This window comes from Bacillus cereus group sp. N24, from assembly GCF_016483345.1.
GTDB lineage: Bacteria > Bacillota > Bacilli > Bacillales > Bacillaceae_G > Bacillus_A > Bacillus_A toyonensis.
In genome coordinates, this window is sequence record NZ_JAEHCA010000006.1 from 97,795 (window position 1) to 111,872 (window position 14,078).

The window sequence follows — 14,078 nt, forward strand, 5'->3', positions numbered from 1 at the left end:
TTATTCATACATATGCCTTATCCCCGGATTTATACTATGCAACTGTTCCTTACTATGAAGTGAATATTTATATTATCCCTCCTAAAATAAATATATGACTATTTTGTTAAATTGGTCATTTTTTATAATAATAAAAGGATTATCTTAGTTTGACAATCCTTTTAATAAATAAAGTTCAAATAATTCTGCAATTTTTTCTTTTTCTAGCGGTTCATGATTTTTTTCCCAATCAAAAATGAGCGATACGTATAGGCGAAGCATAATAAATGCTGTAATTTCTGGATCACATTTGCTAATTTCACCTTTTTCAATCGCAATCTTTAAATACGATTGAATGACAGAAACGATTTCCACATCTACTTGTTGCATCACTTCTTGTACTTCTTTCGTTCCCATATCGCGCTCTTCTTGAATTAACTTAATCATGAGCTGATGTTCTTTTCTAAATTCCAAGATGCTATATAATGCTTTATGTACATTTTCAAAAAATGAAACATCTGAACGAATTGCGTTTTCTGCAACTTGCTTCATTTCTGTAATTAAATTAGAAATAATTTCGCCAAATAGCTCTTCTTTATTTTTGAAAAAAGTATAAATCGTTCCTTTTCCTACATTCGCTAACTTCGCTACTTGATCCATCGTTGTTGCTTTATAACCGAACGCTGAAAAAGACTTTGTTGCAGCTTCAATAATAGAACGTTTTCGATCTATCGCCACATCGTCACCTCCAAAAATGACCAATTGGATAATATAGTCAATCAGTACATCTTTGATATTACCACACGCTTACATTCTATACAAGTTCTCTTTTTTATTATTTCCAGTATAAAAAAATTCCAGTCCATTCATATAATACTGTCATAGTGTATCAGATGGAAAGAGAAAAAGAAAAGGTGTTCTTAAGATGTATAGATAAACCTTACTTAGCAACAACAAAATTCCTCTTTTTCAAATAATCAAATAAAAAAACAAGAAAATCTTTACAATTAATAGTAATATAGAAAATAGACAAGTTTATCAAAATAGTGGAGGCTTTTTCAGTCATGATGCGTGCGCTTCGTTTAAGTATAAAGCAAGCTTTTTGTAATCGTGTTTCTTTAATTATTATGTTTAGTGGATTAGCTCTTATCTCTATCTATCATTATTATTATGTAATTCGTTATATTGGAGACGGAACGGATGCGTTTGTAACAACGGCTTTTAAATGGATTGGATTTCGCGACAATGAAATGGATGTTTATTTATTATTAATGCCAGTTATTGCAAGTCTCCCCTTTAGTACAAGTTACAACTCAGATAAATCAGATGGTTTTAAGACATTTATAAGTAAAGAAATTTCGTTACTTCCTTATTCAGTAACGAAATATATCGTTACATTTTTTTGCGGAGGACTTCTTTATACGTTTCCATTTATCTTATCATTATTATTTTGCAAATTAACCATTCCAAACGGAGCACCCGCAGCGGGTTCAGGTATTATAAATGACAACGGGATGTTCGCAAACTTATATTACGGCTCCCCCATCACTTATATTATTGTATATATCGGAATTAATTTTTTATTTGCAGGGTTAATGGCTCTTTTAGGACTTGCTGCATCTGCATGGTCACAAAAGGACTATATGGCGATTCTGTTTCCATTTGCAGTTACCTCCATTCCTTACGTCCTGCTAAATACAATACTCCCTTCAATAGGCGGAGCACCTATTCATTTATATGATCCAAAGCAACCGTTACAGGGCATGTCATCGTATATATTAACGATACAATGTGCCTTCTTCTTCTTCTTCAGCCTATGCATGTATATAAAAGGCGTACAGCGTGATAGAAAAAGGTACAAAAGAAGATTGCAAAGAAGGGATCGGTGTAGAAAAGCGTTTCAAGCATAAAAACCTAATTTCCTCATGTCTTCTTGGAAATTAGGTTTTTTATTCATTTACGGCGTACCAGCCAATCCCCATAAAATAACAACAGCTACAAAATAAATCGCTTTAATAGCTACTACTAAACATAATAAAATAATTGCATATTTACTCAATTCTCTTCTTGCACCTATTAAAGTAAAAATCACTGCCAAGCTAAATGTTATATATGACGTTGTTGTATTTATTAAGTTATACGTAATATCTAAATTTTGCGTAAATCCTGTTACCTCAGCTATAAACTGAAGCATGGCGATACTACTAAAAAAGATTGCGATTTGATTCATTAATTTTCCATTTAGTTGTACCTGCATCGTTGCCCCCCCTTTTACAAACCTGAATATTCAATTAATTTTACCATGAATTTTACAAAAAAGAGTTTCTATATATAATCTTTTGCAATTAGTTACACTCTATTTTCCAAATAAAATGATCACCGCTACAGTTTGCTTAAGAAATCCTAAAATTCCCCACAGAAATCAAGCTCTAAATAGCTAGATTCCCACCTCAAAATTCAGTGAATACAAGGAAGTCAGGTGGGAAATCAACTGCTCGTAAAAGCCCGATTGGTGAAGACTAATAATCGGAATAAAAGTGCACCTCCAATTGTTAGACTGTGTCTAACAATTGGAGGTGCACTTCATAATAATAGGTTTTTCTATAAAAAAACGAACACTACTTTACGGTGTCCCTGCCAACATCCATAAAACCACAATAACAACTATATAAATTATTTGTATTCCTATCGCCGAACATAAAGAAATAATTGCATACTTACTTAATTCCTTTTTCATACCCAATATAGTAAAAATCACAGCTAAACCAAATGCTGTATAAGTGATGCTCTGCCTTATTGTACCTAAATAATGAATACCTAGTGATTGCGTAAGACCTGTTACATCAGCTACAAACTGAATCAATATAAAAACACTCAAAAAAATCGCTAGTTGATTCATTAATTTCCCATTTATTTGGGCTACCATATATCTACACCTCACTTTCTATAAAACAGAATATTCAATTAATTATATCGTCAGATTACAAAAAAAGAATCCCCTCTTTATATTTATATGACGATGCAAAAACAAAAAAGAACGCTTAGTTACCTAAGCGTTCTCTCACTTTAAGAAGCTTTCTTCAAATCAATTTGAGCAAGTACTGGGTCGTGGTCGCTTACACGTCCATGCTCTTTCATAATGTTTGAGTTTAAGTGTACTGGGTCTACAATTGTGTGCGGTGCGATGTTGTTCGTTACTAAAATATGATCTAACACTTGTGCATTCCCTTCATGAATGTACGTGTAACGATTCTCTTTCGGCACTGTGTTTAGCATATCTTTTAAGATTGTTCCCTCTAGTGCTTTTAGTGGTTTCGAGAATTCAAAATCGTTCATATCACCTAATACAACAACAGGTGCATTTGCATTCTTTTTCTGAATACCTTGTACGAAATGATTTACTTCTTGCGCTAATTGAATTCGTTTTTCTTCACTCTTTAATACGAGCGGCTGCACTTTTCCAAATGGCGTTGCATCTCCTAGTTTTGAGTTTAAGTGATTTGCAACGACAACAACGTTTTGTCCTTGGAATGTAAATTCTGCTGCTAACGGTTTACGTGTACTATCAAATAATGCATTTTCGTCTCCAATACGAACTACATTTTTATCAAGTAACTTCGGTACTGCTGCTAATTTCACACGTGATGGGTTATAGAAGAAACCGACGCGAATGTTAGCTCCAGGCGCTCCCCCGTCTTGATTGTTGCTTGGCGCAATTTCTACATACTCATACTTCGGTCCGCGAATTTCTAGAACTGCATCAATGATACGTTTTGCGCTTAATGAAGCATCTGTTGTCCCATCATTAATTGATCCATTATTATCTTGCATTTCCTCTACACCGATAATATCTGGCATTTTTAAATTGTATTTAATAGAATACGCTAACTCTTTTACTTTTTCGTCCGTCGTTTCTTTTTTATTTGCTGAGAAGTTTTCAATGTTATATGTAGCAACTGTTAATTTATCAAGACGTGGCTGAATATTTGCCCCTACTCGCTTAAATCCACCGTCCACTACAGATGGTAATTCCGTCACTGGCGAAATACGGAACGAACCGTAATCATATCCTACTACCCCTGTTATATCTCCTTTGAAAGTATCTCCTACTTTTGCTACATAATCACGAGATACTTTTACAGAAAGACGCTCTGGGTTTAATTGATTTTCATCTAAAAGAGGTGTACCATATTTCGTTACTACTTTATCCCCGCTATTTTTTACTGTTACATATAAATTTCCGTTTTTCTGAGGTGCAATAATTTTTGGTGTTGGCATCGTAACGCGCATACCTTCTATACTTTCATAAAAGTCGATTGCATCTTCATTTGGATCAAATAAACCGAATGCATCATTATCGATAATTTGATCAGGAATTTTCACACCGTTTTCTCCGAGTACTATTGGTGCTGGTAAAGGTTGATCTTTTGCGATTACAGCAACGCGACTCGCCTTAATTTCCGTCGTTGTTAAGTCTGTTTCAAACCTTTCTGCATATCCAGGGCCAACATATTCTTCTACTTCTCCATCAACTTGAATAAGGTCTCCAACTGCTACATTTTCCTCTTTTTTGTATACGTACATACCTTCTGAAGTAGCTGGATCATTATCCGGTTTATTATCTTCTATATAAAAACCATTTTTATCAAGCGCTGTTACAACGCCTTCCACATTGTTTACTTTCTTCCCTTTGTAAGGAGAAATATGTGATTTCCCTTGAATATCATGAATACGAACTGGTTCATTGTTTACGATAATAAATGAAAATGTCGAAATCTCTGAAGAAGTAAGACCTTCTTTTTCTGCGATTGCTTTCACTACACTACTTTCATTCACTACAATTTGTCCGTTATAGCGAACACTTTTATTTGTAGGATTAGAACCATCTAACGTATAGTAAATTGTTGCTCCTTCTGTATTCGTTGTTAATGTTACCGCTGTTCCTTTCGCAACTTCCCCACCGTCAGGTGAAGCCACTACATCGCTAACACGGTTTTGTTCTTCCCCTTGAAACTTATGAGCTGTTACTGATTTTAAACCTGGACTACTAAAATATAATTCAAGCGTCCCAGTCAACTTAACTTTCTTCCCAATATTTTCAGGATGATCTTTCACATTCACTGCCGATCTCACATCGCCTTTTGGCAACTGAACAGGCATGATCTTATCTGGATTTGTTTCGTTTGGTGAATCGGCAATTGCCACATTTGTGTCGTCAAACTTAGCCGGATCCTTCGTGTACTTAGAAGGACTTTGCGTATATCCGACAATATATCCTTCCACTATCCCCTTCGTTTTCCCTTGCTGCTTGAATACTTGAATTGCTTTTTCTACCGACATAGAAGTAGTTTCTTCTGCTTGTGCTAAAGTTCCAGTAAATGAAAGCAATAGTAATAATGATAAAAAGACACTTAACAATTTCTTCACAGCTATTTCCCTCTCCCTATTTCATATTTTCTCAGCATATCTATCATAACAAATGATTCGTTATATAGAACTATATTTCGACAAGTTTTACAAAAAATTAATCTCAGCTATACGTTTAAAACAAAAATTACTTATGCTAAAAACAGATAGAATATGGAAGGTACAAACTTCTATTTTCCAATAAAAAAACTACCACTTCATTAAGAAGTGGTAGTTTTTTATACATTCAAAACATCTCGTTCACATTCTACTATTTTTTCAATATGTGATAACACACGTTGTGCTGCCAACTCACCTTGCCCAATACAATCTGGCAGACCAGAACCAGCGTAAGAACTTCCAGCTAAGTACACACCTGGCAATTCTTTCTCCATAAATGTTGTAAGCTTTTTCATTCGCTCGTTATGACCTACTGTATATTGAGGCATCGCTTCTTTCCAGCGGCTTACGATTGCAAACTCCGGGTCCTCTATAATATCCATCGTCTTTCGTAAGTCTTCTAGTACGAGCTGAACGAGTTCCTCTTCTGTTTGTTCTACAATCGCTTCATCACCAGGGCGTCCAACGTAACAGCGAAGAAGTACCTTACCTTCTGGCGTTGTATGCGGCCATTTTTTATGTGTCCACGTACATGCTGTAATGGAGAAGTCACTATTTCGTGATACGACAAATCCCGTTCCATCAATATCGCGCTGAATGGCTGATTTCGGGAAAGCAAGTGCTACATTCGCAACTGATGTGGACGGAATGTTGCGGAAGAAACGAAATTGTTTATACTGCGCAAACATAGAAGGCAATACTTTATGTGAGCTTGCCACTACGATGGCGTCCGCTTCTATTTCTTTTCCGTTACTAAGAGTAATCATGTAACCATCATCCAGTTTTGCAACTTTTTCAATGCGAGTTCCCTTTATTATCGTACCTTCATGCATCTTTACTTCGAGAGATTCTACTATAGATTCTAAACCTGTTTTCACCGTTTGGAAGATTCCCTTTTTCGGTTCAGCCTTCTCTTCTTTCGGAGCGAGCGTACGCATACCGAGTGAAATACTGCGATGTTTCTGCTCAATTTGATACATTTGCGGGAATGTCGACATTAAGCTCATTTCATCAATATCCCCTGCATAAATACCCGATAGTAATGGTTCTATTAAGTTTTCAACCACTTCGTTTCCGAGGCGATGTCTGAAAAACTGCCCGAGTGATTGATCAGATACTGGTTTTGATCTAGGCATTAACAGATCAAAACCAGCTCTTAATTTACCAATTGGGGAGAACAACCCGGAAAATAGAAACGGCGTAATTTGCGTTGGAATTCCCATCATTGATCCACTCGGCATTTTATGTAACCGATTGTTTACGAGAATAAATGATTGACCGGCCTTATTATTTACAAGTTCATCGCCAAGACCTAATTCTCTCACCAATCTAGACGCACTTTCTTTTCGTGCTAAAAAAGAATCCGGTCCGCGTTCAATTGTAAATCCATCTTTTCGAACGGTTTGAATTTTCCCGCCAAGTTTACCCGACGCTTCTACAAGTAATGTATCTATCAGCAAGTCCTTCTCACGAATATCTTTTTGTAAGTGATACATAGCTGTTAATCCTGTGATACCACCGCCGATGATCACAACTTTTTTCCTCAAGCAGGCTCCCCCTTTCTTCTTACAATACAGATTCTTTTTTCTTTAATACAACATCTGCTAAACAGTCAATAAATGCGTCCGAAGCATTTGGCATTTCTGGACGATAATATTTCGCGCCAATTTCATCCGTTACAACTTTACACTCAAAGTCATTGTCATATAAAACTTCTAAATGTTCCGCAACAAATCCAACTGGTGCATATACGAATGAATTGTATCCGTACTTTTCATTTAGTTCTCTCGTTAAATCTTGTACATCCGGACCAATCCAAGGATCTGGCGTGTTTCCTGCACTTTGCCAACCTACTGCATAGTTCGCTACTTCAGCGCCCCTTGCAATATAATCAGCTGTTTCATTTAATTGATCTGGATATGGATCGCCGAGTGCGATAATTTTCTCTGGTAAGCTGTGAGCAGATACGATTAATACTGCTTTTTCACGTTCTGCTTCTGACATACCGTTATATATACCTTTCACTGCATCGACCCAATACTGGATAAACTTTGGTTCTTTATACCAGCTATCAATGCCATGAATTGTTAAGTTTCCAAGTTTCTCAGCTTCTTCTTGCGCTCGTCCAACATATGATTTCACGCTAAATGTAGAATAGTGAGGCGCAAGAACAAGTGCAATTGCATCTTCTATTCCATCGTTATGCATAGCTTGTACCGCATCTTCAATAAACGGTTCAATATGTTTTAAACCAAGATACATGTGGTACTCTACTTCATCTTGCAGTTCATTTAAACTCATTTCTAACTTTTTAGCTTGCTCTAATGTAATAGTAGCTAAAGGAGAAATACCACCAATTGCACGGTAACGCTCTGTTAAATCTTCTAGCATTTCAGGACTTGGCTTTCTTCCTCTGCGAATATGTGTATAGTAACGTTCAATATCTTCTTCTTTATATGGCGTTCCGTATGCCATTACAAGCAAACCGATTTTCTTTTTCATACAGCCAATCTCCTTTACTTCGCTAACTGTTCTTTAGAGTACTCATGAATAAATGTAGTTAAACGTTTTAATGTATCTGGATTTACTTCTGGGAATACACCATGTCCTAAGTTAAAGATGTAACCTGGCTCTTTCATCCCTTGATCTAAAATAGCTTTTACATGTTCTTCAATTACTGACCATGGTGCTAATAAGAATGAAGGATCCATATTTCCTTGTACCGCCTTATGTACGCCACGCGCACGCGCTTCTTCAATCGGTAAACGCCAGTCTAAACCGACTACATCAAGAGGCAGATCATGCCATTCGTTCACTAAATGTGCAGCTCCTACGCCGTGCATAATCATCGGTACACCCATCGTACGAACTTCTGCAAAAATACGTTCCATTGCTGGTTTAATAAATACGCGATAATCTGCTACATTTACTGTTCCAACCCATGAATCGAAAATTTGAACTGCTTTTGCTCCTGCGTTAATTTGCGCTTTTAAATATGTAATAACCATATCAGCAAGCTTATCCATTAAAGCGAACCAAGCTTTCGGCTCTGCATACATAAACGCTTTCGTATTATGGTAGTTACGAGATGGACCACCTTCAATCATATAGCTCGCTAGCGTAAATGGAGCTCCTGAAAAACCGATTAACGGTACGTCTAACATTTCTGTCGTTAATAAACGAATCGTATCTAATATGTACGGTACGTCATCTTCTGGATTGATTTCCCCTAGTTTTTCTACGTCTTGTAAAGAACGGATTGGATTATCGATTACTGGTCCAATACCAGATTTAATTTCTACATCCACACCAATTGCAGGTAGTGGTGACATAATATCTTTATAAAGAATTGCTGCGTCTACGTTATATTGATCAACTGGTAACTTTGTAACGTAAGCACATAACTCTGGATTGTGTGTAATTTCAAATAAAGAATATTTTTCTTTTATCTTTCTATATTCCGGCTGCGAACGACCTGCTTGACGCATATACCATGCTGGTACATACTCTGTACGTTCCCCCCTACATGCTTTTAAAAATGTCTCATTTATAGTTCTTACCAAGACCCTTGCTCCCTTCCCTACCAATGCTTTTGCTTTAAATACGTTCTATTCCGATATTTATCTTTTTTTACTATACAGCTTGTAAAAACAAAATGCATAACATTATGTACGTTGTTCATGAAATTGACACAAACATTCGTAAAACCGCTTACTATTTTCACAACATTCTTATTATAACACAGAGAAAATCTACGGTTTAGCTACTTTTGACTTTTCTCCTTCACGGTTCGTTTGTGTGTTAAATGGCACAACGTAAAAACTCGGTTTTGAGAATATGTTAATAAACTTTTCCTCATATTCTCCGACACCTGTTACAGTACTCACATGCGTATGAATTCCGTTTTCCACTCTATAAATTCGATACATAATTCTTTCATCTGGAAGTGGTGTCCAGCTTAATTTTGCTTTAAATAAACCGAAAGGACTAAATGATAGTTTCATCTTTACATCTTCAATCTTACGTAAACGAATTGGGGCACCAATCGTTTCTACACCTTCTGGCTGCATAAACTTTTCTTTCTGTTCTACATTTGCCTTCGTTAAAATTTTCTTAAATAACTTCGTTGCAGTTGCACTTTCGCCTTGCAATTTGTGCTCTTTATCCGTGTGATCATAGCCGACCCAAACTGCTCCCACTAAATTCGGCGTATATCCAACAAACCACATATCCCTTGCTCCATTATCATCATTAGGAATTGAAGTGGTACCCGTTTTTCCAGCCAACGCACCGTTATATACACCTACTTTGGCTGTCCCTTCCTTCACAACTCCTTCTAACATTTTCGTCATATACCATGCTGTTTGTTTCGAGAAGATTTTCGTCTCTACTTTTGGCGATTCTCCAATGACTGCGCCGTGTCTATTTAACACCTTATCAATAACATGCGGCTCAATAATATTGCCGTTTGCTAAAAATGCACGATACATTTTTACAAGATCAAATGGTGAAACACCGTTTTTCAGCCCACCAAGCGCTGTACTTAACCCAGCATCTGCAATATGAACATTTCCTTTCTCTAAAAATTGCTTTCCTTCTTCGATCCCTAACTCATTTAATAAAGAAACTGCCGGTACATTTGCTGAATCTAAAATCGCGTCATACATCGTCATTTCTTTCGTATATCGACGATTGTAATTTCGAGGTTCATAACCTTCAAAAGAAGCTTTTTCATTTGTTAATAACGAATACGGATTATACTTTTTCGTTTCTAATGCTGGTGCATAGACGATAAGTGGTTTTAAAACAGAGCCCGGTTGCCTTTTTGCAAAAATACGATTAAATCCTCTCGGGACATACTTTCTTCCGCCAATCGCAGCTTTAATCCCGCCCGTACGATTATCCATTAATAAAAATGCACCTTGCGCCCCCTCTTCTTTACCAGGGAAATTCCTTGCATCTTGGAACTGGTTATACGCTACCTTTTGAACCTTTTCGTCCATCGGTACGACAAACGTATATCCTCCGCGAAGTACTTCTTGATGAGACAATCCGTATAAACGAGCCGCTTCATCTATGACCATATCAATATACGGCATATATGCGAGTTCATTCTCATCTAAGTTTTTATATAGAGCAATTGTCTTTCCTTGATAGCGAACGCTTTCTTCGGCAGTCAAATAACCTTGTCTATGCATAAGTGACAATACGAGATCACGGCGCTCCTTACTCTTCTCTGGAGAGAAATACGGTGAATATCCGTTTGGTGATTTCGGAAGACCTGCAAGCATTGCCCCTTCTTCTACTGTTAAATCCTCGACATTTTTATTAAAATACAACTTTGCTGCCGCTTGAATACCGTAAGCCCCGTGGCCAAAATAAATATGATTCATATACATTTCAAGAATTTGCTGTTTCGTATATTTTTGCTCTAATTGAAGAGAAATTGCGACTTCTTTCAATTTGCGTGTAAATGTTTTTTCACGAGTTAAAAAGACATTTTTAGCGAGTTGCTGCGTAATCGTACTACCGCCCTCTACCTTTTCTCCAGCTAACGTATCTTTATAGAGAGCCCGAAATATAGATGGATAATCAATTCCTTGATGCTCATAAAAGCGAGAATCTTCCACCGCAACAAACGCCTGCTGCACATACTTTGGGATCTGCTCAATCGGTACAAGCTCTCTATTTTCTACGTATAATTTCGTAATTTCTTTCCCTTTCTGGTCAACGATACGTGATGAAGAGTGGAAAACGAGCTGCTTTTCATCCATCATATAGCTACCAGCTAACACAATAAGTTTATAAAGTACAATTGCTACTAAAAACGTTGCAACGCCGCCTAATAAAGTCCACTTTACTTTCTTCATACATCGGCCTTCTTTCCAAATGATGGTACATTTATTATTTGAAAAAGAAGTATCTTTATGTATATAATCTTCGAAGTTTTTTACGAGAGTTGATATAATAGAAACAAAACGATTAAGGGGGCATTAAAATGAAGGCTATTATTTCATACGAAACACCTCTAGAACAAGCAAATTTCACTGCAAAAAATAATGAAAAAGATATGTTTTATAAAGAAAATATAGAAGAATCTGTAGAATCCGCACTTCAGTATGACGTGTTAGACGCTGTTGGCGAATTTAAAGGACAACCTGGCTATATTGTTTGTAACAACATTTCTGTAACAGACGAAGGTCGACCAGTATTTGAAAATCGTTTTAAAAACCGCGCTGGCCTAATCGAAAATGAGCCTGGCTTCCAAGCAATCCGTGTTCTTCGCCCATTAAGTAACGATACATATGTCATCTTAACAATGTGGGAAACAGAGCAAAACTTTAAAGATTGGACAGAATCACGTTCATTCGAAAACGCTCATAAAAAACGTCCTGCACAAGCAGAGGGACAAGCCCAGGCTCAGGTGCATCCACATGCAGAACAGCAAAAGAGTATTTTCTCTCGTCCTTCTTTTGTGACTACTTTTGATGTGTTAGTTTAATTAAAAAGTAATACAACACTAGTAGTGCGTGAAATTATATTAACGATTTTTCGAATATATCTATCACATCTTGAAATATATCAACGATTTTTCGAATATATCTATCACATCTTGAAATATATCAACGATTCGACTAAAGATATCCATTTAATGACAAAAAGGAAACACCACTACACACCGGTGTTTCCTTTTTCTTTGTACCAATTATATATACGAAGTGTGTCCTCTTTTCGCATGTGCTTCACTTTATAACGATGCCCTGCTACCGATACGGCAGCTGTACATAACTCGTCTTTCTTTTGAAAATATGATTGATTGTACCCCACCGCTTGAATATGCCTTCTACGCATGATTCCTGTATATTTCGCAAGACCTCTGTACACCATCGTTAATTGATTTTCTCTCATCATATAACCGCCACTAGTATAACGAGCGTATGCGAGTATTGTAAATCCGATACATAGCGGGATAAGAGTGAATAACGCGATATATTGTTTGAAATATATACTCGCACTAACGATCGGCACAGCGAGCACAGCAGTTGTAATCCAGCCCATGATGATGTAACGGCGCAATGCCGCTTTCGGTAAATGAACGATTTCCTCTTCCATTTCATACGGCAACTGTAAATATGCGAGTAACTGCTGCACATCTTTTTCTTCATAAAAGGATGTAGCATCACTTCATTCCCAGCGGATTCTATACTTTGAATGACTTCTACTTCCACAGAACAATAACCGAAAGGCTGACGGAGAATGCCTTCTTTCACAGTAATTGCTTGAATACGGTGCAATTTTAACACAAACTCTTTCTTATCAAATAACCCTTGTACGATGCGAATTTCATTTCCGTTTCGCTCAATTTTAAAGTTTGCATATTTTAACGCATAGCCTGCTGTTGAAATAACCCAAGAAATTGCCATTAAAATTGCCGCCATAACGATTAATTCATATACAACGTTATCCATCACATACGCTTCCACTTTATTGATGAGCCATTCTGGTAGAAATTGATTAAACTCTGTGTAAAGGATTACTAACATAGAAAACACTAATCCAAATCTACCAGATGTAATAGATGCGAATAAAATTTCTTTCGCTTTTAACTGATAAACTGTCTTACTACCTTCTTCCGCAGGCACCTCTTCAGCCACAACGCTTCTTTCTTTATGCAATAAAGCAATTAGTTCCTTCGCTTCATCTTCTTTAATACCAGCTAACATCACTTCTGGCTCACTACCGCCGCCTGCAACTTCTATATTTAATTTTGTCAGTCCAAGTATTTGATAAATGATATTAGAAGATGTACTAACATTTTGCACACGTTCTTTATTTAAGTAGCTTTCTTTCTTTACAAACACACCATGCTTTATATGTAAAATATTATTCTCAATCCAGTACACTTTGAAATACCATTTCACAGCGGAGAAAATAGCCATCACGAATAAAAGAAACAACAAAACAAAATAAAATAAATACCAAGGCTCATTTTCATCAGAGCGAAATATTACAAGAAGGATAAAAGGAAATAAACCCGAAATTCGAATGCCCAATAATATCGTGATCGGATGCTGCCTCTTATACATCCTTATAACTCACTTTCGCAAGTTCTCCAATTTGTCTTTTCAGCTGTTCTGCTTCTTCTTTCGTTAAACCTGGAATACTATGAGAAGTTGCTGCTGTTGAAATGTGTAATTCTGCTAAATTATACTTTCTCATAATCGGCCCTTGCTCAATCGTTACGTGCTGCACACGGATCATCGGAATAAGTACACGTTTTACAACGAACATTCCCTTTTGAATCTCAATCTCTTCTTCATTTAATCTGTAACTATAATAGCGTTGACGTAAATTTGGAAATACAAAATAATCAAGCGGGATAAATGTAATAGCGCCTGTTACTAACAATCCGAACAGCCAACCCCACCAGTTAAAGTTAATCATAAAAAAGAAATACGCAATTACGACTGCTAGTATAACTGCCGCCCCAATTAAAGCGTGAATTCGCCACACTTTCAGCATATTAGAATGAATCTCCCTTTCTAACGGCTGCATCTCATCACTCCAATTAT

General features: G+C 36.6%; 11 protein-coding genes and 1 pseudogene. 2 read left to right on the forward strand and 10 right to left on the reverse strand.

Annotated features, from left to right (window positions below):
- Positions 1 to 144: 144 nt before the first annotated feature.
- On the reverse strand, positions 145 to 717 hold the full coding sequence (locus tag JDS95_RS11655; RefSeq protein WP_000963370.1) for a TetR/AcrR family transcriptional regulator: 573 nt from the start codon (positions 715 to 717) through the stop codon (positions 145 to 147).
- A 326-nt stretch (positions 718 to 1,043) separates the two neighbouring features.
- Here JDS95_RS11655 and JDS95_RS11660 point away from each other — a divergent pair, with 326 nt between their 5' ends.
- A complete protein-coding gene (locus tag JDS95_RS11660; protein ID WP_000984183.1) occupies positions 1,044 to 1,889 on the forward strand; it encodes a hypothetical protein in 846 nt (281 codons plus the stop codon).
- 47 nt (positions 1,890 to 1,936) lie between these two features.
- Here the strand turns inward: JDS95_RS11660 and JDS95_RS11665 are convergent, their stop codons facing one another.
- The 7 genes from JDS95_RS11665 to JDS95_RS11695 form a co-directional block, all read right to left on the reverse strand.
- Positions 1,937 to 2,236 (reverse strand): hypothetical protein, encoded by a 300-nt coding sequence (locus tag JDS95_RS11665; RefSeq protein ID WP_001198065.1) that lies wholly within the window; start codon positions 2,234 to 2,236, stop codon positions 1,937 to 1,939.
- Between the two features lie 366 nt (positions 2,237 to 2,602).
- A complete protein-coding gene (locus JDS95_RS11670) occupies positions 2,603 to 2,905 on the reverse strand; it encodes a hypothetical protein (RefSeq protein ID WP_000226508.1) in 303 nt (100 codons plus the stop codon).
- Positions 2,906 to 3,045: 140 nt separating this feature from the next.
- Positions 3,046 to 5,412: a DUF6359 domain-containing protein gene (locus JDS95_RS11675; RefSeq protein WP_085450076.1), complete on the reverse strand. Its 2,367-nt coding sequence runs from the start codon at positions 5,410 to 5,412 to the stop codon at positions 3,046 to 3,048.
- A 212-nt stretch (positions 5,413 to 5,624) separates the two neighbouring features.
- A complete protein-coding gene (gene hemY / locus JDS95_RS11680; protein WP_001228056.1) occupies positions 5,625 to 7,052 on the reverse strand; it encodes a protoporphyrinogen oxidase in 1,428 nt (475 codons plus the stop codon).
- A gap of 19 nt (positions 7,053 to 7,071) precedes the next feature.
- Positions 7,072 to 8,007 (reverse strand): ferrochelatase, encoded by a 936-nt coding sequence (gene hemH, locus JDS95_RS11685; RefSeq protein ID WP_000726797.1) that lies wholly within the window; start codon positions 8,005 to 8,007, stop codon positions 7,072 to 7,074.
- Between the two features lie 14 nt (positions 8,008 to 8,021).
- Complete coding sequence (gene hemE, locus JDS95_RS11690; RefSeq protein WP_000252623.1) at positions 8,022 to 9,068, reverse strand: uroporphyrinogen decarboxylase; 1,047 nt, start codon at positions 9,066 to 9,068, stop codon at positions 8,022 to 8,024.
- 189 nt (positions 9,069 to 9,257) lie between these two features.
- Positions 9,258 to 11,375, reverse strand: a complete 2,118-nt coding sequence (locus JDS95_RS11695; protein WP_000756279.1) for a transglycosylase domain-containing protein — start codon at positions 11,373 to 11,375, stop codon at positions 9,258 to 9,260.
- Positions 11,376 to 11,503: 128 nt separating this feature from the next.
- Here JDS95_RS11695 and hmoB point away from each other — a divergent pair, with 128 nt between their 5' ends.
- Positions 11,504 to 12,007, forward strand: coding sequence for a heme-degrading monooxygenase HmoB (gene hmoB / locus JDS95_RS11700; RefSeq protein ID WP_085450078.1), 504 nt, complete (start codon positions 11,504 to 11,506; stop codon positions 12,005 to 12,007).
- Between the two features lie 170 nt (positions 12,008 to 12,177).
- Here hmoB and JDS95_RS11705 read toward each other — a convergent pair.
- Both JDS95_RS11705 and JDS95_RS11710 read right to left on the reverse strand, forming a co-directional pair.
- A pseudogene (locus tag JDS95_RS11705) lies at positions 12,178 to 13,592 on the reverse strand (PH domain-containing protein).
- The gene (locus tag JDS95_RS11710; protein WP_001182714.1) at positions 13,585 to 14,061 is read right to left on the reverse strand and encodes a PH domain-containing protein; all 477 of its coding nucleotides are present in this window, start codon (positions 14,059 to 14,061) and stop codon (positions 13,585 to 13,587) included. The pseudogene JDS95_RS11705 and the gene JDS95_RS11710 overlap by 8 nt, the downstream one beginning before the upstream one ends.
- Between the last annotated feature and the right edge of the window lie 17 nt (positions 14,062 to 14,078).